The sequence below is a fragment of the Cytobacillus sp. genome (assembly GCF_032154635.1).
Lineage (GTDB): Bacteria > Bacillota > Bacilli > Bacillales > Cytobacillaceae > Cytobacillus.
The window spans coordinates 35,063-57,873 of the sequence record NZ_JALDXW010000016.1 but is presented as its reverse complement, the minus strand read 5'-3'; the positions used below and the strand labels follow the sequence as shown (position 1 = coordinate 57,873).

Genomic DNA, 22,811 nt, shown 5'->3' with positions numbered 1-22,811 from the left:
AGATGAGGTACGAAATCACAATCGTTTTCGTACCTTTTCTTTTGCTTGGACCGGCGGACCTTATTCCGAAAAACTCAAAAAAATACCCCGCGTTCAGCGGGGTATTATATCAATTCCTTAGTTAAACGTAATTTTATCCACTGTTTCTCTATCAAGTCGTTTGATTACTTCAGCAATGAGTTTCACTGCATTCTCATAATCGTCACGATGAAGCATTGCTGCATGTGAATGGATATAGCGAGTTGCAATGGTAATGGAAAGGGCCGGCACTCCATTATGTGTTAAATGGATTGCTCCAGAATCTGTACCGCCGCCAGGAACTGTATCAAATTGGTATGGGATATTCAGTTCGTCTGCAGTATCTGTTACAAGATCACGCAAGCCTTTATGAGATACCATAGATGCATCATAAAGGATTATTTGAGGACCTTTGCCCATTTTACTTAGAGCTTCTTTTTCAGTAATTCCTGGTGTATCCCCTGCAATACCAACATCAACACCGAAAGCAATGTCCGGTTCGATTTTTTGTGCGGATGTACGTGCACCGCGAAGTCCTACTTCTTCCTGAACAGTTCCGACACCATAAACAACATTTGGATGATCCACATCTTTTAGCTCTTTTAATACATCAATAGCAATTGCACAACCGATTCGGTTGTCCCAAGCTTTTGCTAATAACATTTTTTCGTTATTCATTACTGTAAATTCAAAATAAGGAACGACCATATCCCCTGGCTTAACTCCCCATCCAGCTGCTTCTTCTCGGCTAGATGCACCGATATCAATAAACATATCCTTAATATCTACTGGCTTTTTGCGTGCTTCTGGAGGAAGAATATGCGGTGGCTTGGAACCGATTACTCCTGTTACTTCTCCCTTGCTCGTTACAATGGTTACACGCTGTGCGAGCATTACTTGAGACCACCAGCCGCCTACTGTTTGGAAGCGAAGGAATCCTTTATCATCAATGTTTGTGATCATGAAGCCTACTTCATCCAAGTGACCCGCTACCATAATTTTTGGGCCGTCTGCTTTTCCTGTCTTCTTTGCAATTAAGCTGCCAAGTCCATCTGTAGTTACTTCATCAGCATATTGGCTTATATATTTTTTCATAACCTCGCGCGGTTCGCGCTCATTTCCTGGAATCCCTTTGGCATCCGTTAATTCCTTCAGCATTGATAAAGTTGCATCTAATTTAGTCATTATTTCGACTCCCTTAATAATTATGTATTCGTTTTTATTATACAAAACACATGAAATAATTGAAAGAATTATCAAACAAGATAGCTTTATTTTCATTTGGAGATTGCTTCGCAATTAGAACCTGCAATCAGAAATGAAGAAAACCTTTATCATCAATGCTCTTGATCATACAGCTCACTTCATCCAAACCATTATCAAAATGATTTGTTACCATTAAAAAAATTTACTATCTAAAAAATCTACTCATTAATGGACAGGAACTCAATCATTTGGCCTGTTTAGCCGTATGCTAATTATGAATATTTTATTAAGGGGTGAAAGGTATGGATATATGTAAAAAGTGCAAAAATTCATTTGAAAAAGATAGCTATGATTATCTTTGGGATCATGATGAAGCCAGCCACAAAGAGTATAACAAAAAGACATGTAATGATCATCATAAAGACAATGAAACCTGCGTGGAAGAAATATTACATGCGATACTCTTAGCACAAAGAAAAGCCGGCGATGACGGTCATGGAAAACACTCGTATGGGGTATATGAAGAAGAATGTAAACGAAAGAAGAACACGATCCCTATTATTCTGTATTGTGGCAGCTGTAAACCTTTTAAAGCATCTGGCGTAACAACATATACATCCTATTCAAAACAGAAAAAATTTGTTTGTATTTCTTCATTCATTTTTAAAATTATCGATCTTGATGAGAAATGTGTAACGCTTGAATTATTAATTATTAAATCTGATCAGAAATGTGAGGATCATGAACCAAAATCGCCATGCGATCAAATCGACGGCAAAAAGGTGGATGACTTAGTTAAAACCGGAATATTTATAAATGTTGATCTCTCATGTCTTTGTGCAGTCACATGCTTGCCACCAGTATATTTATAAATATGTTGATTTAAGCCCAGCGCAATATTTGTATTGGGCTTTCATTCTTTTATTGATTCCCAAAAACCAGTGGGTATTCACCGAAACATAAACTAATATCCTGCATAGGATGAATTAGTATAGATTGAGGAGGGGCCCAAATGTCTGAAGAACATAATATGAATGACTATGATTTAACCTTTAATGATGCTGATTGCGACTGTCATCACCAGCCTTTAATTCTTACAAAAGTGCCGGTTGTATTGGCTGAGGTTGATGTACAAATACATTTAGACGCCATAATAAAGTTTCCGGCACCTGTGTTAGAAATTAAAGATATTAAAAAGAATGTAAAATTAACTCAATGCAGACTTCTATTACCAACAAACAAATTATTTGTTAAGGGGTTTGTCCGAAAAAATATACAGTATGCAAGCCCCTGCAAAAATAACATAGATTACAGAAAAAAGAACATTGCATCAGATTTGCTTTCACTCACTGTTGATATTCCTTTTCAATGTGTAACTGAAATAAAAGACTTTTTGTCAAAGCCCGACATGCCAGAGATGAACATGCGCAATGAATTTGACTTTCTCACTTCTAGGCATCTGCCTAAGGGATGTCAAGAAAATAAAGAACTACAAACAAATGATCTTTCCCAATTTCATCAAGAAAGTACACAATTTTATAATGAACTCCCTTACTGCGAACTAATCTCTAGCAATATTGTTGAGTGGGATGAAGCGATTGATCGATGCCCTCTCCCTTATCACCTAGGGGAAGGAACTTTTACTAAAATAGAAGAAAAAATGGTTCTTGATCTCATCATTAAAGTGCTGCAAAAACAACAAGTACAAGTTTATCATTCAAAAGCACATAAAGATGAGCCTGATTGTGATTGTTAAAGGAATTCATGGCAGAACAAAGTGAGAGGGGGCATTCGAGATGCAGCTTATATAAGCAGCATCTTTCGGAAGTGATGAAAAAAGTAAAGAATATGGGTACTCATCGTAAATCTAATGTTCATTCACATGGTTCAATCTACAGTAAAACGAATCAGCAAATTACCTCTACTCCATTAATATATCCTCCCCCGGTTATCATTAGAAATCAATTGGAGCAAATAAAAGCCGATTTTGAATGCGAACAAGAGGATGTAACGAACGAAGAGGAGGAATTCAAAGATACTCCTGTACAAAGGAAGGAGAAAAATTCTTCTTTGCTGACTCCAACTTCACCTATGATCAAAGAAACTCATTTGACAGTTAAAGAGAATGCCCGAAGTAAAGAAGAATCAATTCAAAAGGAGGATAATGATCATATAACCGATGAGACTTTGTTTCAGGAACATCCGAATAACAACGATGAGGAGTCTATAACCGAATTGATTTTTGGAAAACAGAATGAATCTTCTTCAATACAATATAATGACTCTTCTAATATTAAAGAAGATTCTCCTTTTTATTCAGCTTTACTAGAAGAAGCTAGTCCAGATGGGGAATTGTTTATCCCAGATGAATCATCTTCTAATCTAGATCAGCAGTTGGATCCTCAATTCGGGAAAAATGAATTTCCAACTATTCTCGAAAGGATTTCCTCCATGCTGAAGGAAGTTCATACAGTTAAGGAACAACTTCCTATCTTAGAAGAGGAAGAAGAACATTCTTCTGAACAGGAAAGACCTTTTCTTTCTTTAGAGGAATCTTCGAGCATAATTGATGATGCAAATGAATCTTGCCATTTTACACTGTACAAGAACAATTCGACTGTGGACACACCAAAAAAAATAGTGAAATTCCCAGTATTGCTTGCCCAAGTGGACATAAATATTGATATTTGGGATTCCTTCGATTTATTAACGCCAACAACCAATGTAACAAAAATGGAATGGTCTAACCCATCTTTAAACTGTCAAATGCATTTACCTTCAGCTATTTTACTATTGAACGGAACATTAATGGCTAACATTGAATATGTAAAGGATGATCCTTCACACGATATTTGTGTCCTTAAGATTCCAATCTCGTGGAAAAAAATTAAAAACATTCACTGGGTTTCTCCGCCAATTTTACCTAATAGGAACCAAAGGGAATATTTGTTTTCATCTCCTCTTGAAAATGAAATTAGCATTCACCAAACATGTGAACAAGTTTTTGCTGATGACATAGAGTATGAGCTGCGCAAGGCAAGCTTTACTTGGCATAAGGAGCTTAGCTCAGAGAAAAAAACATCCATTCTCCATATTAAAGGCAGCATCCAGTTATCAATTGATCTCTTACAAAAACAATATATAGACGTTTATTCATTTGACCCTTTCCTGCAAGCATAAAAATGAATGAAGGGGTGCATTTAATTCAGTGCACCCCTTCATTCATTCATTCATTCATTCATCATTATTGACCCGTAATGTTCTTAAATTTTTCCCAAACATTTAGTGGCGTTTCTTCATTTTGAATTGTACTCATAGTCTCTACATCAGTCACTGCCGGTTCACATAGAGCTCCAGCCGTTCCAGGAGCACCTGCCCCACCGCCAACAATTTGCTGTCTTTGAGTCAATTTTAAAATTAGAATAACTTCCATTTTTTCTGTGATTTTATTAAAGCGGCCCCATTGATCAAAATTGTGTAAAATATCCCATTGATTCACAGCTGATGCAAGCAATTTGCAATTAATCGGCTCAGTATTCACTTCAAATGTGATTGAACCAAAATTGCAGCGGTCTGCTCCCATTCCATCCTTAGCAAGCTGTCTTCTTTCAAGAACATTACTTTTTACGCTAAATTCACCGAAAGGAAAGGCAACAGGGTTAGCCAATTCAACTTGTTGGAAGCACTTAAATGGAACATTTACATTAAAGTCCCTTACGAATCCGCTGCAGCTATCGACAAATTGAATATTTTTGTGAACAAAACCTTCCACAAATAGCTTAACTAAAAGTGGGTTACCAACGACTGGAAGCGCCTTGCATTGTGTTAACTTTACATTTTTTCGGATTTGCTTGATATCTCTTGCCGGAACTGGAAGCTGCACATCTGCTTCTGACAATGTTTGAATTAATACATCTGCAAGAACAACTGTTTCTTCAATTGTGTCAGCTGCTGCAAACTGATCTGCCTCACAAAATAAGGTCTTTGATTTAGCCTCTTGACATGCAGGCAGTGGTGGACATACTTCGTGTTTGCTATTCTGTGCCACACCTTGTCCACAACATCCATTATTAGTTCTTCTCATTCAATCCACTCCTTATTAAATATTGATTTTGCTTTTTGTTTCTCTATAACTTATGTCAATAAATAAAATTGGAGTGGACAAGTAACCTTAACTTATATTTTTTTTTAAAATTCATAAAGTCTTAGATTCGCCAAGACAGCTAATGAAGAAAAATATTCTAATATCCTTCCTTTTGCCTTTGATAATTTACTTCATTTTTATCCATATATGCCTTTTCTATATCTTCTGCATGAAAGCCTAATAGCTCCCCTAAGTGAATATATGCCTGAAACAATTCCTGATACTTCTCTAAGCATTTGCATTTTTTGAATTGGCTTACTTTCTCGAACACAATCAAAAACTGATCATTGATTGATTCTTCTACTTCCTTTTTTTCGATAAAGTCAATTTTCTGTTCAAAACCGCACTCTAATCCTAGAGAAAGAATAAAATGAACTCCGTCTACAAATTCTTCTAAAATTGTCTCCTTAGAAGAGGAGGGCTTTACGCTCCAAAACTTGAAACATCTTGTTTCATTTGCTAATTCCCCTAACTCTACTAATAAGGCAAGTATTTTACGATCAAACAAATCTTCGTTTTCTAATTGATGCTGGCTTTCGATATGCTGATCAAGCCCCTTTTGCATCGCAAATAATTTTTGATAATTCATGAGTCACCATCCTAATTTATTAACCTATCCGTTTACGTATTGCTATATGAGGACATAAAAATTATAACAAATAAAAAAAAAGTTGAAACTTTTTTAACGTCTATCCGTATTAAAAGGAAAATGCATTGGAGGGCTTGTTATGATGTGGCTGTTACGCTTTCTTTTATTTGCTCTTATTATCTTTCTAATATATACAACAGTAAGATACTTACTAAATCCAAAGCGCAAGCTAGAACTTGCCCATGAACAGAGGCGCTATTATTTTTTGGATGACCAAAATAATGTTCGTAAAAACTTCTTAATTACTTATAAAGGTGTGCTTTTTGAAGGAGAAAAATATTTAGGGACGACGGATAATGCCTTTGAGGTTATATCCATCTTTGTATGGCCTCGCAGTACATCCGCTCTTAAAGGAATGGTGCGGGAGGATTTTCATTTCATTGAAAAGAAAATTACCGAGCAATACCCTAATGCGAGAGTCGATTGGAAAAGTCCAATAAAGGAATTTATGGAAAAAGGTCATTCCTCCACCACACCTTTTGGAGACCTTATTTAAAAAACGTTCGGTTATGTCCGAACGTTTTTTTCTCCAGCTTTCGCATGTCTTATACGGTTTTAAAAAATTCCCGCCACTTTATGATAGTAACTTTCTCCCTTAAGATAAATACAAGAATGGCCAGCGAGAACAAGATAATCAGTATCATTGAAGGAGTAAATCTGCTAATAAACTCTCCAAATACAGTATAGAATACTGCTAAAGGCAAGTTCGTAATCCACGAATGCTTCAAATAATCTTGAAAGCTTTTATTTCTTTCAATAAGACAAAAATTTAATAAATGATAATGAATAAACGGAATTAGTCTTAATACAGTAATTTGACCTACCGTTAAATTCCGGTATTCTCCAAACCAGCGCTTTTTTAGTTTGCTTAGCTTTTTATGCATTTTCGGCATTTTATTAATAAGCATATAAAAGAAAATGCTGCTAAGCATTAAACCGATCATTGAAAATACACTGCCAAAGAAGCTCCCGAATAATATTCCACCCGTTAAGCAAACAAGTGGAACAGGGATAAATAAAAACTGTCGCAGAATATGAAATAAAATAAAGGCAATTGGCGCTAAAATTCCAGCCGTTTCAACCATCACAAACAGCATAGTTAGTTGATCATCCACCTTCGCTCACCTCTTTAGTTCCACCAGTCTCTTAAAGCTTATTTAGCAGTCAAGCCGGTTATGACAAAAGATTAAGGAGGTACAGGCAAAGAGCGATATCGACCAAAGCTAGGAGAGGCAATCCAATTTTAAACTGAAGATGTTTAGTTTTATGTCGAAACGCATTCATACCGAGAGTCATTCCAGTTGCTCCTAACGCTAATGCAACAAGCCAAAGTGTTTTTTCACTAATTCGGTACTCTTGCTTCTTTGCTTTTGCTTTATCTGCCTTCATTATGTAAAAACCTGCGAGATTTATAATAATTAAATAGATGATCAATAAATTCATTTCTACTCCCCTTTTAGCACATCTACAATAGACAAAAAACCATCCTCCTAAAAAGAGAATGGCTTTTTTATGTCCAGCGCAAGCGTCCTAGCTTTTCGAGTCATAAGCCAATACGTCAAGAAGATTAACGAATCATCTTCCTGCCGGCTTGTCTTATGCTTTTCATAGCTAATCAGACCGCTTTTCGCATTTCTAGCAAGATTATTTATTTAAGTTTTGCTTAGCAACTGATGCTAATTCAGCAAATGCTTTTTCATCAGCGATTGCTAATTCAGCAAGCATTTTGCGGTTTACTTCGATGCCAGCAAGCTTTAAACCATGCATTAAACGGCTGTAAGAAAGACCGTTCATACGAGCTGCTGCGTTGATACGAGTAACCCATAGTTTGCGGAAGTCGCGTTTTTTCTGACGACGATCGCGATAAGAATACATTAAAGATTTCATTACTTGTTGGTTAGCAACTTTATATAATGTATGTTTTGAACCGAAATAACCTTTTGCTAATTTAAGAACTTTTTTACGACGTTTGCGAGTAACTGTACCGCCTTTTACACGTGGCATATGATTTCCCTCCTAATTTCGAGCTTTACTTAAGATTTACTAATAAGTTACGGATGCGTTTGTAATCGCCTGAAGAAACAAGTGTTCCTTTGCGAAGCTTACGCTTTTGTTTTTGAGATTTGTTAGCAAACATATGGCTTCTGTAAGCGTGTGAACGCTTTAGTTTACCAGATCCTGTTCTTTTGAAACGCTTTGCAGCGCCGCGGTGAGTTTTCATTTTTGGCATTGGAATTCCTCCTCTTACTTGTCGTTTTTAGGTGCTAAGACCATAAACATGCTTCGGCCGTCCATTTTTGGATGTGATTCCACAACTCCAACTTCATTACACGCTTGTGCAAATCGGATTAAAACACGCTGGCCAATTTCCTTATGAGTAATCGCACGTCCTTTGAAACGGATCGACGCTTTCACTTTATCGCCTTTTTCAAGGAATTTAATCGCATTGCGAAGTTTTGTATTAAAATCATGTTCCTCAATTGTTGGACTTAGACGAACCTCTTTAATACTAATGATCTTCTGATTTTTACGAGCTTCTTTCTCTTTCTTCTGCTGCTCGAATTTGAACTTTCCGTAGTCCATAATACGGCCTACAGGAGGCTTTGCATTCGGTGCAACTAGAACAAGATCAAGATTTACACGAGCAGCAATTTCAAGTGCTTCGTTTTTTGATTTAATACCTAATTGCTCGCCATTCTGATCAATGAGACGAATTTCGCGGGCGCGAATGCCCTCGTTTAACAACATATCTTTGCTAATAGTTAGACACCTCCAAGGTTTAATGCGAACACAATGTTTGGGTCAAGAATGACACGAAAAGCGCAAGGCGCCTTGCTTTTATAAGAAGCTGCCAGCTGCACTAGACCAAAACTAAAGTCGCAAGTAATACATTTCATTCCGGCTCAGGTAGAGCAGATTTGTTTTAAACAAATAAAAAAAGTGTGGATGAAAACACCCACACTTTACGGACAAATTTAAACTTAAAATGTTCACGTAAAACCTGCTAACAGCTGACATTAGCGTCAATCAGGTGAGAAGCGGGTGCTTCTTCTTTTCCTCAAACTGTATTCAATTACCTTAGATACTATATCACAAAGCAGTATTCATGTCAAACGTTCATTTTTATAACAACGAATTGAATTATAACAACAGAACTGAAATCATGCAAGTAGTTTTTATCATTTAAGAATGTACTAAATAGGGGAACATCCATTTCCACGTACAAAAGAGAGGCGTAAGCCTCTCTTTAAATTAATGTTTTACTTCTGCTTTTAATCCTGTAACAAAGCTTTCAAATGAAACTGTTTCAGATTTTTGTTCTCCGTATTTGCGGACATTGACTGCCTTTTCTGCTGCCTCATTGTCTCCAACAACAAGCATATAAGGAATTTTCTGCATTTGTGCTTCACGGATTTTGTACCCGATTTTTTCATTCCGGTTATCAAGCTCCACTCGGAAGCCTTCTGCTTGCAATTGCTCTTGAACTTGTTTCGCATAATCGAAATGAACGTCTGGAGAAACTGGAATAACCTGCACTTGTACTGGAGCAAGCCAAGTTGGGAAAGCACCTTTATATTCTTCAATTAAAAAGGCAACAAATCGTTCCATTGTTGAAACAACACCACGGTGGATAACGACTGGACGATGCTGCTTTCCATCCTCACCAACATATGTTAAATCGAAACGTTCTGGCTGTAAGAAGTCAAGCTGAACTGTTGAAAGAGTCTCCTCTTTTCCAATAGCAGTTTTCACTTGAACATCCAATTTCGGACCGTAGAATGCTGCTTCTCCTTCTGCCTCATAATAATCAAGACCTAATTCATCCATCGCTTCTTTTAACATGGATTGTGCCTTTTCCCACATCTCGTCATCATCATAATACTTATCTGTATCAGCAGGATCACGATACGAAAGACGGAAAGAGTATTTAGTTAAATCAAAATCTTTGTATACATCAAGAATTAAATGAACAACACGCTTGAATTCATCCTTAATTTGGTCAGGACGAACAAAGATGTGGGCATCATTTAAAGTCATTCCGCGTACACGTTGAAGTCCTGATAATGCGCCAGACATTTCATAACGGTGCATTGTACCAAGTTCAGCAATTCGAATTGGAAGCTCACGATAGCTGTGAATGCTATTCTTGTACACCATCATATGATGTGGGCAATTCATCGGACGAAGAACAAGCTGTTCATTATCCATGTCCATTACAGGAAACATACCGTCTTGATAATGCCCCCAGTGACCAGAAGTTTTGTATAATTCCACACTTCCTAAAACTGGTGTATATACATGGTTGTATCCAAGACGCTCCTCTTTATCAACGATATATCTTTCTATAATACGACGGATTGTAGCACCTTTTGGAAGCCATAATGGCAGCCCTTGGCCGACTAATTGGGAGTTTGTGAATAAGCTTAATTCTTTCCCTATTTTACGGTGGTCACGCTCTTTCGCTTCTTCAAGCAAGCGTAAATGTTCAGCTAAATCTTCCTTCTTGAAAAAAGCTGTTCCATAAATACGCTGAAGCATTTTATTATCGCTATTTCCGCGCCAGTACGCACCAGCAATGCTCAATAGTTTAAATTCTTTTAGCTTTCCAGTAGAAGGAACGTGAACCCCGCGGCAAAGATCAATGAAGTCTCCTTGCTCATAAAGTGTAACCGTCTCATCAGCTGGAATCGCTTCGATTAGCTCAAGCTTATATTCATCGCCGATTTCCTTGAATAGCTGAACCGCTTCATCCCGGCTTACTTCTTTACGTACGATCTCAATATTTTCATTAATGATTTTCTTCATTTCTTTTTCAATTAAAGGCAGATCTTCTGGTGTAATCGATTGGTCAAGATCCATGTCATAGTAAAATCCGCCTTCAATCACAGGGCCCACACCAAGCTTAACATTTTTATATAAACGCTTGATCGCCTGTGCCATTAGATGGGCTGAGCTGTGACGTAGAATTTCTAATGCCTCTTCACTATCTTGAGTAATAATTTCTATTGCCCCATCTTCCAGAATTGGTCGGCGAAGATCGTACATTTGCCCATTAAATTTACCGGCAAGTGATTTTTTCTTCAGTCCGGGACTGATGGAAGCAGCAATTTCTTCTGTTGTCGTTCCTTTTGAAAACTCCTTCACTGCGCCATCTGGGAACGAAACTTTGATAACTTCTGACATAACACATCCTCCTATTTTTTGTAAAAAATAAAAAAACTCGTCCCTAAAAAAGGGACGAGTTAGTATACACACGTGGTTCCACCCTACTTCTCATTTTAAGTAAATACGAAAAATGACTTGTAGCAAGATAACGGCTTGTTCCGTCAACCCATACTATTTTGAGGAATGGTTAGCAAGCAGCGTAACTGATTTCATATAGCATCCCATTCAATCAAAATTTCAAAGTTGAAGTTCAAAGGTGGTAAGCATTTCAATCGTGTTAGGAAGTTTGCAGCCAGGCCTTCCCTCTCTAGAAACCGTTATTTGAATGCCCTTGTCCTCATCATTACAATTACTGTTTATCTTAATATGTACTGTATTATAGTTTGTTATTATCGGAAATGCAAGGGCTGACGTTATATTTTTTCCTCTGTAGTAATGGAAAACTGCCTTTTTCTTTCATAGAACTTTGCAATCGGAACAAAAATTAACCTTTCTTCAAAAATATTTTGAATGGTTCTGACAAGCGGCTGTTCCATATCCTCGGCATATAAATAGATCGAGGTTGGTGCAATAGAAAGCAAAGGAGCGATTGTAACAGAATCAACATATACTGGGTGGTTAAATAATAGCTTACGATCAATCATTCTTGTAAGGTCTGAACGCTTGATTTCATAAAAATGCTCATCAAAAAAGTGAATCCCATCATCGATGAGCAAATGAATATGGTTTAGCTTTGCCTCCCTGCCCGACAGAAAATCCCTTAATGTTTGAATAAACATCTGATATTCCTGTTCCATCTTATATTCATCAATCGATATCTCCACATATTTAGCCAATTGGTCCATTAACGGGCGCATCCTGAATTTCACAAAGGAATCAAAGGAAAAGGCGATATTTTCTTGAAAAATTTGGCTGATAGCTTCCTTCAAATTCTTTTCGACGTCTAGGTCACTAACAAACACTGCCAGATCCTCTCTGCTTCCTTCAAGTATTGAGTGGATGATTTCTAGTATTTGCTGCTGTTCTTCTTCATCTTCATAATAATAATGTTCTGCTAAAATTCTGCGAAACCAGTAATCCTGTTTGCTTTTTTTAATAAATTGATAAAAAGCTTCTTTGAAGATATCTGCATACTTCTTCCCATTTGACCTAATATTCATTTTAACTATATGTTGATCTTCAAAACGAAGAATGTTAGTAGATAATGCAGAAGATGCCAGATAAAGCTGTAAGTATTGGTAAAAATCCTTGGCATCTTCATTCTTTTGGAAAATGATTTCGATCAACCAAATCCCCCCTTTATTAAAATCTCTGTTTTTAATGTATATGGGGGACTTGGACAAAATAGAAGTATCCGCATAAAAGTCTTAAAAACAAATGCGGAAGCGCCTTGATCATCGCCGTACGGACTGGACCGCCCCTGACGAGATAAAGGAAACACGAAGAGCGATAGCGATTTGATGTTGACTTATCGTAAGAGGGGAAGGGAAGTCAAATAGGCGATAGGCGCTGGAGCTGGATGGAGACAACCTGTCACAAAGTTCCCCAAATCATCCGTTTAAATAATTTCCTAGAAAAATAAAAGCTGCCAGATTATCTGACAGCTAAATTATATTTTTGTTATACCCTCCGATTTGGTCCTTCTACTAAAACGGGTTCGGCTAAGTATTTAATACGCTCCATGATCCGTCTTGCTTTCATCTTCTCCTCTTCGCCACGCTGACTGTATGACAAATGATGCTCTAGCTCGTGAAAATCAAAGTTTGACGTAAAGAATGTCGGCAAGCTCTCAAGCATTCTAAACTGAAGAATCGGACCGAGTACCTCATCTCTTGTCCAGCTCGACATCGTTTCTGCTCCAATATCATCGAACATCAGAACAGGTACCTTTTTAATGGCGGCAATTTTATCATTTAATGTTGAATCCGCAATCGAGCTTTTCATTTCCCGTAAAAATTCAGGTACATAGACGATCATCGAGGATACTTTTTTGTTTGCAAGTTCATTTGCAATAGCACCCAATAAATACGATTTTCCAACTCCAAACTTCCCATAGAAGTAGATCCCTTTTTGTTTTGAGTCAGGTTTGTAGCTCATCAGAAAGGATGCCGCTTTCTGGACAGCATCAATCCTGTCATCATCCTCGTAAATAGAATCAAAGGACGCATGGAGAATATCGCTAGGGACATACAAACTTTGAATCAGCTTTTCATTTTTGCGTTTTTCATCTTCCATCACTTTACGTGGACATTTATCATAATGAAGGTCAATGCTTCCCCTTTGAATGACAAGCTTTGGGTGATAGCCCTTCATCATATTTATACAGTTATCAAGGTTTGAACATTGATTGCATTCCTTACTTTGCTGAGTATATTCATATAGTTTTATTAAGCTTTTATTTATCATATCATCTGTTATTTCATCTTCATGGCTTTTTAAAAAAGCTTGCACATCAGGGTTATTCAATGTCTCTCTGCGCTGCATTTCATACCTTTTTTGAAAGTCTCCCTTTCCAGCAAGACGTTTTAATGTATCATTAATTTTTTCCATTAATTAGTTCCCTCCCCTGAACGCAATTTCTTCAATGTTTCTTCCAGTTCCCTTTTTTTCAATTTCAGTTCTTCGTCATCTTTCTTCTTGCCAGCGGGACTTGTCTTCTCTTGATCATCAAACCAATCCGGCAGCATTTCAGTGCGAATGGGCTTCTTTTTTCCTGAAGATTTTGTTGTCTTAGGCGTTTTCTTCCCATCAGCCCATTCAGTATATTGTTTATGCTCATTCTTTGCTAAAACAAAAGCTTCTTTTGCTGTTGTAATTTTCTTTCTTGCCCAATGACTCGCAATTTTTTCCACGTATGCTTTGGTTAATTTCATATCTGACTTTAGCATAACATATTGAATTAGAACATTAACGACTCCCGGTAAAAGCTTTTGCTGAAACATCACATCTTCAATAATTTGCAAGTCCGCCTTTGAAGGCTCTGCACCGCCTGATATATCTTTTAATAATTGCCTCGGTGAAGTCATCTCTAAATAACGAAGCAGCTCTTCTTCCTTCGTTTCTGGCTCTTTTTGTTGCGTTTGCTGCAGAACAGGCTGTGTTCGATCAACAAGTGATGGCAGCTGGTCATAATTTGTAAGCTGATACCAATCTCTTGCAGACTTTCTTAGCTCTTCAATATTTATTTCATTATTTTCGGTTAGGGCGCTAATCACAATGTTTTTCATTTGAATTGGATCAATCCCATATAGATAGGCAAGATTACTTATTGCATTTTTCACTCTATTCGTTAATGCCTTCTTTGGTACAAGCGATTCATTTAAACCAGCTGCTAGAAGGTCAAAATTAAATTGTACTTGGCTAACTTGAATGCCCTCGGGATCATTTCTTCCAATAAAGCGCTGACCATCAGATGGAAGAATGATTGGTTCTGTATCTGAAGTAAAGGAAATTGATTCCTGATGCCCAGACATGTACACATCCTGAAAGGATTTCGTTACATCCTGATACTCATCCTTCGAAGGAATGTTATCGTCAGAGAAAAAACGTTTCAATCTTGAATATTGGCTTTTGCCCACTTTTCTATACAAATAAACATTGAGCATTCCATCTAAGAAAAATTCCTCAGGCGTTAATGGAGGGATAAGCTCATAAATGAATGAACGGGATTCTTCATCTTTTTTTTCAAATACTTTCAAAAGACCCATTCCTTCTAGCTTCACACGTGCCTGATAAATCCTTTCTAAGTTCATATCCATAAAGTTCATTAGGCTATGATGGGTATTGGAACTGGACCATAATCGATTTTCTGCAAGCTCCGCCCATAATGTCATATACAAACTAAAGCAGGTTGATCCAATTAAAGGCTGATACAAAAAGGTGAGCACTTTCCGGTCATATTCATGCAATAATCCGTTCGCTGCAACCGTATATCTATCTACAGGGAGCATTTCTTGCCAATGCTGAGCCATCATCCATCAACCTTTCATATTATTCATCTAAATCAAAGTAAAAAAAGAGCTAAAAAGAGGTTTTTAGCTCAGAAAAATTATTGCTCTTTTTTTATCAATTCTTTTAGCTCTTCAATAAATACATTAATATCCTTAAATTGTCTATAGACTGAAGCAAACCTTACATAGGCAACATCATCAATCTTGGCTAGCCTATCCATAACCATTTCGCCTACAGCTTCACTCTTAATTTCTGAAACTCCATTGCTGCGTAACTCCTTTTCAACTCCAGAAGTTATTTCCTCTAATTCTTTTAGAGCAACTGGCCTTTTTTCACAAGCTTTAATTAGTCCCCGTAATATCTTATCACGGCTAAACTCTTCCCTTGTCCCTTCTTTTTTTACAACAATAAGCGGAATTTCCTCCACCTTTTCAAAGGTTGTAAAACGATACCCGCAAGCCTCACATTCCCTTCTGCGCCGGATAGATCGGTAATCATCGACGGGACGGGAATCTAGAACACGGGTATTGTTGCTTTGACATGAAGGACATTTCATAATTATCAGCTCCGAATCCTAATCGTTCATATATGTATGATACTCTTATTGTACTATTTTTTATGAAAAACCCCAACAGTATAATCTAAGACAAAATAAAAAGAGGTGCATAAAATACACCTCTTGAGTTTCACATCTCAATATTCATTATAGAATGTTAGATTGCTTAACTTGAACTGGACCCATACCACGAGGAATCTCAATATTCTCACATGTCTCGGCTCCTAAAGCCTCTGCAATGAAATTAGCAGCAATGCTAGGATCAAGATCACCACATGTATATACATCAATACTTGCATATCCATGTTCTGGGAAGCTATGAATCGTTAAATGTGACTCGGAAATGATCACCACTCCGCTAACACCTTGTGGTGCAAATTTATGAAAGGCAACCTCGCGAATTTCAGCACCAGATTTTAATGCTGCACCTACAAACGTTCTTTCAATAAAATCCATATCATTTAACTTTTCAAAATCGCATCCCCATAATTCCGAGATAACATGACGACCCATTGTTTCCATATTCAAATTTCCCCCTTTAACAATAATAATGAATTTCTAAGTTTCCAATGGTTCACGACTACCACGGGGGAAAGTTAGTCCAGAGAGGTCCTAACCCTTTAAGTAGCCATTATAACCAAAATTTAAGAAGTTCACGAGGACTAGTATACTTTGTTTGATTTCTTTTTGCAATATATGCTTTTAAAAAAATTGTTAGCAGGGCTTCGTGTGTTCTATTCAAATATAACAAATCCTATTTAGGATAGGACGAAAATGGTGAACAAATCCCTCTTCCCGGTAATGCCCGTGTATTAACAAGAAAATTCACCGATGGTGCAAAAATTTGGTGAGCTTCATCCTTCGCCACGGTCTAATAAATATAGTTGTCGATAGCGTTCACTCGTCTCCATTAATTGGTTATGTGTCCCACTCATCGTGACCTGCCCTTTATCTAAAAAAATGATCTGATCCATTTTTTCAATCCCAATTAGATGATGTGTGATTAAAATAATTGTTTTATCCTTTAAAGCAGAGAACATTGTTTCGAGCAAATCAGCTTCTGTTTGCGGGTCTAGCCCCACTGTCGGTTCATCCAATATAACAATCGGCGTATTTTTTAATAATATCCGCGCTAAAGCAATTCGCTGCCTTTCCCCACCGGAGAACCGCTGACCTGTCTCTTCCATTTGAGTTTGGATTCCCTTCGGAAGTGAACGAATATAGTGATCGAGCTTTACTTGCTTGATTACCTCAGCAACTTCCTCTGCAGTAGCCTCTTTGTTGCCTAACCGAATATTATTTTCTACTGTTGTTGCAAATAAGTATGGCTTTTGGTTTAACACACTCAACAATTTATAAATGTTTTCTTTATATGCTTCTGGGTGCTGTCCATGAATACTTACCGTTCCAGTATTTTGGGAAAGTGCACCTTGGAGCAATTGTAACAATGTTGACTTCCCTGAACCGCTTTTTCCAAGTAATGCAATTTTTTGACCATACGGAATAGAGAAAGAAACATGCTGTAGGGCATTTTCTTTTTCCCCGATATAACGATAGGAAACCTCATGAAATAAAACCTTTGGATGAATAGATACTTCTGTTTTTTCGGTAACTGCTGTTTCCACTGGTACATTCTGGCGGATGTTTTCAATGCGCTGTAACGAATCCTGATATACAGGGATTCGCTCCATCGCCTGTGAGAGTGGGGCCATTCCTTCTAAAATTGGTAGCGTAACTAATGTAAATGCAGCAATATAGGTTGGCATGATCTCACCAGCCTGAGCCGCATAGCCAGCCCACACTCCGACAATAATTAAGATGAGACCTGACAATACTTGCAACTGAAACGCACGAGATTGGTTCCAAAATGCCATTCTTTTTTCTATCCTATGGCTCTCCTGACTTTCCAAGGTGAATTTCTTGATAAAACGTTCTTTCTTCCCACTAATAATCCAGTCACTCAATCCAAATAAAGCATCTGTAAATGTTTGATATAACCGACTTCGTTTTTCTTTTAACTCCATCTGCTGTTTTTTCAGAAAGAATAAGGAGAGAAGCGGATAAACAAAAACGATGATACTCAAACAAAATGCCATCCATAATGCAAATACCCAATCAAACAAGGCTAAAATACTAATGGTATAAACAAATAGAAACAGTGCAATGATCGTCGGAAAGATGGTTCGAATATAAACATCCTGCAAATGTTCAATATCATCTGCAAGTGTGCCGATTATATCCCCTGTTTGAAAGCGAGAGCGGATAAATAATGCTTGTGGCTCTAACATTCCGTACAACTTAACTCGCATATCAGCCAGTATTTTTAATACTGCATTATGTCCCGTCAATCTTTCTAAATACCTCGTTACTGCTCGTGATATTCCAAAGGTCCGAACACCAACGATTGGAATTTGGAGAAGAAGAATGGTTGCTGGCATTTCTGAAGCACTTGTGATTAAATACCCTGACGTAAATGTTAGCATTGATGCGGCAAGAGCGGTTAATACGCCTAAAAAAATCGTAACACCCATTAACCATTTAAATTGTTTTAAATAGGGAGCCACATAAATTCGAAATAAGTTCATTCCGCACTTCCCCCTCTTTGTGCGTTTATTAGTCGATAATATGCACCTTTTTGATGATAAAGCTCATCATGTGTTCCCTTTTCAACCAGCTGCCCATCTTCCAGCACCAAAATAACATCCATATTTCTCATCCAATGCAGACGGTGCGTTGCGAAAAAGACAAGTTTATTTTCTAGTAATGGCAGCATCATGCTCTTAATCTCATGTTCTGTTTCAATATCTAAATGGGCTGTTGGTTCATCAACTAGCATAATCGGGCGGCCCTGCAGCACCCCGCGTGCTAACGCAATTCGCTGTTCTTCTCCTCCACTTAAACTTCGACCGCCTTGACCAATTTTTTCATCTAAACCACTAGGTAGACTTTTGATTAAATCGATTAAACCTGTCATCTCTGCTGCTTGTTCTATTTTTTCTCTTGAAGAATTCGGTTCGTACAAGCTAATATTTTCTGCGATTGTTCCGGCAAAAATATATGGATGCTGCGGAACATATGTCACTTGTTTCTGCCAATCTTGCAAAGATAAATGAGCTAAGTTTGTTTCATCCATCATGATTTTCCCATCTGTCGGATGAGAAAAGCCAGATAATATATCGATAAGCGTGGATTTTCCAGCTCCTGACATCCCAACAATTCCTACCTTTTTGAAGCCGCTCACTTGAAAGCTAATATTTTTCAATAGCAGCCTCTCTTCTTCATCTGAACTTTTAGTTAATTGTTCAACAGATAAGGTACTTTCTTCATGCCATTGTGGAACTGATATCTCACTATCCCCACTAGCATAGGTCTCTTTTTCAAGTAACTCATGGATTTTTTCTCCTGCTTCCTTTCCATCCATTGTCGCATGGTAATCATTCCCTAAATCACGCACTGGCAAGAAATATTCCGGAGCTAAAATGAGGATTGCTAACGCAGCCTCAAAGCCAATATGGCCATCTATGAGGCGCAGTCCTAGCTCGACAGCAACAATCGCAACAGATAAACTAGCAAAAAAATCTAAAGAAAATGTCGATAAAAAAGCCACCCTTAGTGTGCGGTTCGTGGCAATCCGGTATTTATTACTAACCGTTTCAATTGCATCTTGATGGACTTTACTTTGTCCCAAATATTTTAACGTAGCAAGCCCCCGCAACGAATCCACAAAATGACGGGAAAGCAGCTGATATGTATCCCATTGCGCATCCATTTGTTTTTGTGCCATCAACCCTAATAGGACAAGAAAAACAATCATAATCGGCATGACAACAGCAAGAACGATAGCCGAAGTCATATCTACGATTAAAATGTAAATAAGTAAGACCACCGGAATACAAACAGTTGCTATCGAACGGGGAATAAAAAGCTCGAGATACTTTCGGAAATTTGGTATTCCTTCTAAACATAGTGTGATCATGTTTCCAGAACCTTGCTTCCCGATCCCGCGAGGGCCAAGCTCAAATAACTTGCGGACGAGTAATTGCTGAATGAAAAGGGAAGTTTGATCAGCAAACCGATAGGCAAGTCTTTCCTTTGCCCATTGGAAAAAATGCCGTAGCATATACGTTACAATAAAACCATAAAAAGAGGGAAGGACTGCCGACCAAGCAGTCCCTTTAAACATTTTCACAATCGCTTCCGATAAATAAATCGCTTGAAAAATAATTGTGATGGCCTGTGCAACTGTAAGTATTCCAACTAATATTATGAGGACTTTACTTCCCTTATAGTGGAAAAGTTGTTTGTTCATTAGTATTCTAAATGCTCCTTACTTGTTACACGTTTGCGGAATATATAGTAGCTCCAAATTGTGTAACCAAGAACAATCGGAACCATAATCGCTGCAACAATTGTCATAAATTTCAATGAATATTCACCAGAAGCTGCATTGTAGACAGTCAAATTATTGGCAATATCTATGGAACTAATCAACACATTCGGGAATAATGTAATAAAGAACGATGAGGTGACGAGTATCATTATTAAGCCTGTTACAGTAAAGCTGAGTCCTTCTTTTTTATTACGTAATAAAGGATATAAAAGTAGGTATAAAACAATTGCAAGCCCAAACACTGGAATTAGGATGGCACCTTTTTCTATAAATGCATCTGTGTAAAACACTGTTAATGCAACAAAAAGCACAACAACTGCTCCAGAAACCATATACATTTTCAACGCTGCTTGACGGGCACGCTCACGAAGGGGGTCTACCGTTTTTAATGTAATGAACATTAAACCATGCAAATATGATAACAATACGAAAGCAATTCCGCCGACAACAGTATATACATTGACAATATCAAAGAATCCTGCGTGCATATTCATATTTTCATCAATAGGTAGCCCTTTTACTAGACTAGTAAATAAAACACCTAACAAAAACGGTGGTAAAAGACTGCCAAGAAATATCGACCAATCCCACGTTTGAATCCAACTCCTTGAATCAGCCTTTCCTCTAAACTCAAAGGCAACACCCCTCGCAATTAGAGCGAGCAAGAGAATAACGAACGGTAAATAATAACCGCTAAACAAAGTCGCATACCAATGAGGAAACGCTGCGAACATCGCTCCTCCGGCAGTAAGCAACCACACTTCATTGGCATCCCAAAACGGACCAATTGTATTAATCAATACACGTTTTTCTAAATCATTTTTTGCAATGAACTTTGTACTCATTCCAACCCCAAAGTCAAATCCTTCAAGAAAAACAAAACCAACGAACAAAACACCGACAAGAACAAACCACAACTCACTTAACTGCATTGTTCAGCCCTCCTGAATTAAAAGGATCTGAGGCAGAAATATCTTCTTTCGGCTTCTCATTTGGTCCTTTTTTAATCACTCTAATGAATAAATACACCATCGCAATTCCAAGCAACGTATATATTAATGTGAAAGAAATAAGCGAAAACAAAATTTGTCCTGAGGATACATTTGGTGAAACCCCATCAGCGGTTAACATTAAGCCATTTACAACCCACGGCTGACGACCGATTTCAGACATAATCCACCCAAACCAGTTTGCAATATAAGGAAGGAATATTGCCGGAACTAACCATTTTAAGTAGCGAGTACTCTTTTCGATTTTTTTACGCCATGTTAAGAATAGTCCAACCGCGCTAAGCAATATGATGAGACCGCCTGCTGCCACCATAATGCGGAAGCTCCAAAATGTCGTTTTAACAGGAGGAATATAGTTTCCTTCTCCAAATTCTTGCACATACTTTTCTTGTAACGTGTTCATCCCTTTTACTTTTCCAGAAAACTCACCATATGCTAAATAACTTAACATGTAAGGGATTTCAAGCCTAGCTGTACTTTCTTTGTTTACTACATCAATATTCGCAAAAACTGTCCATGAGGCTGGATCCTCACTATCTTCCCACAGTCCTTCAGCAGCAGCCATTTTCATCGGCTGAGCATCCATTAGATAGGTAGATTGGGCGTGTCCTGAAAAAGCAATTCCAAGCCCTGATACGAAACCAACAATTAAAGAAATGGTCATCGAGCGTTTAAAAAAGTCGATTTCCCTTTTCTTCAATAAATTCCACGCACTTATACCAATAACCAGGAAAGCACCAGTTGTAAAGGCTCCAAAAATCGTATGTGGGAAAGCTACCCACAGCTTTTCGTTTGCAAGTAAAGCACCAATATCATTCATTTCAGCCCGACCATTTTGAATGGTATAACCAACTGGATTTTGCATAAATGAGTTAGCAGCCAAAATCCATAATGCTGATAAAATCGTCCCGATTGATACAATCCAAATACAAGCTAAATGTAATCGTTTGGGCAGTTTATCCCAGCCGAAAATCCACAATCCGATAAAGGTCGATTCAACAAAAAAAGCAAGCAATGCCTCAATGGCTAGCGGTGGACCAAACACATCACCGACAAAACGGGAGTAATCTGACCAATTCATTCCAAACTGGAATTCCTGTATAATTCCCGTTACAACCCCCACCGCAAAATTTATTAAGAAAAAGATTCCCCAAAACTTAGCCATCTTCTTATACATTTCTTGTTTCTTAATTAGATACATCGTCTGCATAATAGCAATGATGAAAGCTAATCCGATGGATAATGGAACAAAGATAAAGTGAAACAGTGTGGTGGACATAAACTGAATCCGTGCGAGTATAAGTTCTTCCATAAGACGTATCTCTCCTATATTTGTTTTGATTTACTATACCAATATAGTAAGAGTTATATATGTGCTTCCCGTGGGGGGCATGTTACAAAGTATTGAATAAATACAAACAACTTTTCAACACTTGCTTTTTTGTTGAATAAATCACTGCATATAATTTGACATTACACTTCGATGCCGTGATTTACATCACAACAATATTATTCTTTGCTTCTTGCAGCAATCGCTAAAATTCTTTTCTATTCATCTTTATTTTTAAACGTCCATGCTACTAATGATTTTGCACCCTCCGTAAAAAAACACCCTCATGAGAATCCCAATAACCATACTCGGATTCTCATGAGGGTGTTCCTCTTTAAAGCAAATTATTTTCTATTTATATACTAAACAATATAGTGTACATTTATCTTTC

Annotated in this window: 22 protein-coding genes and 2 other annotated features; of the genes, 4 read left to right on the top strand and 18 right to left on the bottom strand. The window is 37.6% G+C overall.

The genetic code is table 11. The features are described 5' to 3' along the window. Window positions 1–117 precede the first annotated feature (117 nt). Entirely contained in the window at window positions 118–1,203 is a 1,086-nt protein-coding gene (locus RUH74_RS12940) for a M42 family metallopeptidase (protein ID WP_313800725.1), read from the bottom strand. Window positions 1,204–1,526: 323 nt separating this feature from the next. On the opposite strand from RUH74_RS12940, the gene RUH74_RS12935 reads away from it, so the two are divergent. The 3 genes from RUH74_RS12935 to RUH74_RS12925 all read left to right on the top strand — a co-directional run bounded on the left by RUH74_RS12935 (window position 1,527) and on the right by RUH74_RS12925 (window position 4,404). Then, window positions 1,527–2,096 (top strand): CotY/CotZ family spore coat protein, encoded by a 570-nt coding sequence (locus RUH74_RS12935; RefSeq protein ID WP_313800724.1) that lies wholly within the window; start codon window positions 1,527–1,529, stop codon window positions 2,094–2,096. A gap of 140 nt (window positions 2,097–2,236) precedes the next feature. Continuing rightward, window positions 2,237–2,980 carry a CsxC family protein gene (locus tag RUH74_RS12930; RefSeq protein WP_313800723.1) on the top strand — a complete coding sequence of 248 codons (744 nt, stop codon included), beginning with the start codon at window positions 2,237–2,239 and terminating at the stop codon, window positions 2,978–2,980. 8 nt (window positions 2,981–2,988) lie between these two features. After that, the gene (locus tag RUH74_RS12925; protein WP_313800722.1) at window positions 2,989–4,404 is read left to right on the top strand and encodes a hypothetical protein; all 1,416 of its coding nucleotides are present in this window, start codon (window positions 2,989–2,991) and stop codon (window positions 4,402–4,404) included. Between the two features lie 64 nt (window positions 4,405–4,468). Here RUH74_RS12925 and RUH74_RS12920 read toward each other — a convergent pair whose 3' ends face one another. Both RUH74_RS12920 and RUH74_RS12915 read right to left on the bottom strand, forming a co-directional pair. Next, window positions 4,469–5,308: a CsxC family protein gene (locus tag RUH74_RS12920; protein ID WP_313800721.1), complete on the bottom strand. Its 840-nt coding sequence runs from the start codon at window positions 5,306–5,308 to the stop codon at window positions 4,469–4,471. 157 nt (window positions 5,309–5,465) lie between these two features. Continuing rightward, complete coding sequence (locus RUH74_RS12915) at window positions 5,466–5,957, bottom strand: dUTP diphosphatase (protein ID WP_313800720.1); 492 nt, start codon at window positions 5,955–5,957, stop codon at window positions 5,466–5,468. Between the two features lie 139 nt (window positions 5,958–6,096). Between RUH74_RS12915 and RUH74_RS12910 the strand changes: the two genes are divergently transcribed. Continuing rightward, window positions 6,097–6,513: a sigma-w pathway protein ysdB gene (locus RUH74_RS12910; RefSeq protein ID WP_313800719.1), complete on the top strand. Its 417-nt coding sequence runs from the start codon at window positions 6,097–6,099 to the stop codon at window positions 6,511–6,513. A 49-nt stretch (window positions 6,514–6,562) separates the two neighbouring features. Here the strand turns inward: RUH74_RS12910 and RUH74_RS12905 are convergent, their stop codons facing one another. The 15 genes from RUH74_RS12905 to RUH74_RS12835 form a co-directional block, all read right to left on the bottom strand. Beyond that, window positions 6,563–7,132: a TVP38/TMEM64 family protein gene (locus tag RUH74_RS12905; protein ID WP_313800718.1), complete on the bottom strand. Its 570-nt coding sequence runs from the start codon at window positions 7,130–7,132 to the stop codon at window positions 6,563–6,565. Window positions 7,133–7,190: 58 nt separating this feature from the next. Then, a complete protein-coding gene (locus RUH74_RS12900; RefSeq protein ID WP_313800717.1) occupies window positions 7,191–7,460 on the bottom strand; it encodes a DUF1294 domain-containing protein in 270 nt (89 codons plus the stop codon). 201 nt (window positions 7,461–7,661) lie between these two features. After that, on the bottom strand, window positions 7,662–8,021 hold the full coding sequence (gene rplT / locus RUH74_RS12895; protein WP_102274312.1) for a 50S ribosomal protein L20: 360 nt from the start codon (window positions 8,019–8,021) through the stop codon (window positions 7,662–7,664). 25 nt (window positions 8,022–8,046) lie between these two features. Then, a complete protein-coding gene (rpmI, locus tag RUH74_RS12890; RefSeq protein ID WP_009333215.1) occupies window positions 8,047–8,247 on the bottom strand; it encodes a 50S ribosomal protein L35 in 201 nt (66 codons plus the stop codon). A 14-nt stretch (window positions 8,248–8,261) separates the two neighbouring features. Continuing rightward, window positions 8,262–8,765: a translation initiation factor IF-3 gene (gene infC, locus RUH74_RS12885; RefSeq protein ID WP_313800716.1), complete on the bottom strand. Its 504-nt coding sequence runs from the start codon at window positions 8,763–8,765 to the stop codon at window positions 8,262–8,264. A 178-nt stretch (window positions 8,766–8,943) separates the two neighbouring features. After that, window positions 8,944–9,077, bottom strand: a sequence feature (ribosomal protein L20 leader region). 192 nt (window positions 9,078–9,269) lie between these two features. Further along, on the bottom strand, window positions 9,270–11,201 hold the full coding sequence (thrS, locus tag RUH74_RS12880; RefSeq protein WP_313800715.1) for a threonine--tRNA ligase: 1,932 nt from the start codon (window positions 11,199–11,201) through the stop codon (window positions 9,270–9,272). 47 nt (window positions 11,202–11,248) lie between these two features. Then, window positions 11,249–11,536 (bottom strand) — a binding site (T-box leader). A gap of 60 nt (window positions 11,537–11,596) precedes the next feature. Then, window positions 11,597–12,469 carry a putative sporulation protein YtxC gene (gene ytxC, locus RUH74_RS12875; protein WP_313800714.1) on the bottom strand — a complete coding sequence of 291 codons (873 nt, stop codon included), beginning with the start codon at window positions 12,467–12,469 and terminating at the stop codon, window positions 11,597–11,599. A gap of 334 nt (window positions 12,470–12,803) precedes the next feature. Next, window positions 12,804–13,733: a primosomal protein DnaI gene (gene dnaI, locus RUH74_RS12870; RefSeq protein ID WP_313800713.1), complete on the bottom strand. Its 930-nt coding sequence runs from the start codon at window positions 13,731–13,733 to the stop codon at window positions 12,804–12,806. Continuing rightward, window positions 13,733–15,154 (bottom strand): replication initiation and membrane attachment family protein, encoded by a 1,422-nt coding sequence (locus RUH74_RS12865; RefSeq protein ID WP_313800767.1) that lies wholly within the window; start codon window positions 15,152–15,154, stop codon window positions 13,733–13,735. The genes dnaI and RUH74_RS12865 overlap by 1 nt, the downstream gene beginning before the upstream one ends. A gap of 77 nt (window positions 15,155–15,231) precedes the next feature. Beyond that, window positions 15,232–15,690, bottom strand: a complete 459-nt coding sequence (gene nrdR, locus RUH74_RS12860; RefSeq protein ID WP_102274306.1) for a transcriptional regulator NrdR — start codon at window positions 15,688–15,690, stop codon at window positions 15,232–15,234. Between the two features lie 147 nt (window positions 15,691–15,837). Beyond that, window positions 15,838–16,212: an adenosylmethionine decarboxylase gene (gene speD / locus RUH74_RS12855; protein WP_053477268.1), complete on the bottom strand. Its 375-nt coding sequence runs from the start codon at window positions 16,210–16,212 to the stop codon at window positions 15,838–15,840. Window positions 16,213–16,544: 332 nt separating this feature from the next. Further along, complete coding sequence (gene cydC, locus RUH74_RS12850) at window positions 16,545–18,275, bottom strand: thiol reductant ABC exporter subunit CydC (RefSeq protein ID WP_313800712.1); 1,731 nt, start codon at window positions 18,273–18,275, stop codon at window positions 16,545–16,547. Beyond that, window positions 18,272–19,999 carry a thiol reductant ABC exporter subunit CydD gene (gene cydD, locus RUH74_RS12845; RefSeq protein WP_313800711.1) on the bottom strand — a complete coding sequence of 576 codons (1,728 nt, stop codon included), beginning with the start codon at window positions 19,997–19,999 and terminating at the stop codon, window positions 18,272–18,274. Before cydD ends, cydC begins: the two co-directional genes overlap by 4 nt. Continuing rightward, on the bottom strand, window positions 19,999–21,012 hold the full coding sequence (cydB, locus tag RUH74_RS12840) for a cytochrome d ubiquinol oxidase subunit II (protein WP_313800710.1): 1,014 nt from the start codon (window positions 21,010–21,012) through the stop codon (window positions 19,999–20,001). The genes cydD and cydB overlap by 1 nt, the downstream gene beginning before the upstream one ends. After that, entirely contained in the window at window positions 20,999–22,402 is a 1,404-nt protein-coding gene (locus RUH74_RS12835) for a cytochrome ubiquinol oxidase subunit I (RefSeq protein WP_313800709.1), read from the bottom strand. The genes cydB and RUH74_RS12835 overlap by 14 nt, the downstream gene beginning before the upstream one ends. Window positions 22,403–22,811 lie beyond the last annotated feature (409 nt).

What these genes read in the sequence shown, in the direction of transcription:
- cydD (WP_313800711.1), bottom strand. Translation starts at nt 19,999, where the DNA reads ATGAACAAACAACTTTTCCACTATAAGGGAAGTAAAGTCCTCATAATA.
- RUH74_RS12865 (WP_313800767.1), bottom strand. Translation starts at nt 15,154, where the DNA reads ATGGCTCAGCATTGGCAAGAAATGCTCCCTGTAGATAGATATACGGTT.
- speD (WP_053477268.1), bottom strand. Translation starts at nt 16,212, where the DNA reads ATGGAAACAATGGGTCGTCATGTTATCTCGGAATTATGGGGATGCGAT.
- RUH74_RS12910 (WP_313800719.1), top strand. Translation starts at nt 6,097, where the DNA reads ATGATGTGGCTGTTACGCTTTCTTTTATTTGCTCTTATTATCTTTCTA.
- cydB (WP_313800710.1), bottom strand. Translation starts at nt 21,012, where the DNA reads ATGCAGTTAAGTGAGTTGTGGTTTGTTCTTGTCGGTGTTTTGTTCGTT.
- rplT (WP_102274312.1), bottom strand. Translation starts at nt 8,021, where the DNA reads ATGCCACGTGTAAAAGGCGGTACAGTTACTCGCAAACGTCGTAAAAAA.
- dnaI (WP_313800713.1), bottom strand. Translation starts at nt 13,733, where the DNA reads ATGGAAAAAATTAATGATACATTAAAACGTCTTGCTGGAAAGGGAGAC.
- thrS (WP_313800715.1), bottom strand. Translation starts at nt 11,201, where the DNA reads ATGTCAGAAGTTATCAAAGTTTCGTTCCCAGATGGCGCAGTGAAGGAG.
- RUH74_RS12915 (WP_313800720.1), bottom strand. Translation starts at nt 5,957, where the DNA reads ATGAATTATCAAAAATTATTTGCGATGCAAAAGGGGCTTGATCAGCAT.
- RUH74_RS12935 (WP_313800724.1), top strand. Translation starts at nt 1,527, where the DNA reads ATGGATATATGTAAAAAGTGCAAAAATTCATTTGAAAAAGATAGCTAT.
- infC (WP_313800716.1), bottom strand. Translation starts at nt 8,765, where the DNA reads ATGTTGTTAAACGAGGGCATTCGCGCCCGCGAAATTCGTCTCATTGAT.
- RUH74_RS12940 (WP_313800725.1), bottom strand. Translation starts at nt 1,203, where the DNA reads ATGACTAAATTAGATGCAACTTTATCAATGCTGAAGGAATTAACGGAT.
- RUH74_RS12835 (WP_313800709.1), bottom strand. Translation starts at nt 22,402, where the DNA reads ATGGAAGAACTTATACTCGCACGGATTCAGTTTATGTCCACCACACTG.
- RUH74_RS12930 (WP_313800723.1), top strand. Translation starts at nt 2,237, where the DNA reads ATGTCTGAAGAACATAATATGAATGACTATGATTTAACCTTTAATGAT.
- cydC (WP_313800712.1), bottom strand. Translation starts at nt 18,275, where the DNA reads ATGAACTTATTTCGAATTTATGTGGCTCCCTATTTAAAACAATTTAAA.
- RUH74_RS12900 (WP_313800717.1), bottom strand. Translation starts at nt 7,460, where the DNA reads ATGAATTTATTGATCATCTATTTAATTATTATAAATCTCGCAGGTTTT.
- RUH74_RS12920 (WP_313800721.1), bottom strand. Translation starts at nt 5,308, where the DNA reads ATGAGAAGAACTAATAATGGATGTTGTGGACAAGGTGTGGCACAGAAT.
- nrdR (WP_102274306.1), bottom strand. Translation starts at nt 15,690, where the DNA reads ATGAAATGTCCTTCATGTCAAAGCAACAATACCCGTGTTCTAGATTCC.
- rpmI (WP_009333215.1), bottom strand. Translation starts at nt 8,247, where the DNA reads ATGCCAAAAATGAAAACTCACCGCGGCGCTGCAAAGCGTTTCAAAAGA.
- RUH74_RS12925 (WP_313800722.1), top strand. Translation starts at nt 2,989, where the DNA reads ATGGCAGAACAAAGTGAGAGGGGGCATTCGAGATGCAGCTTATATAAG.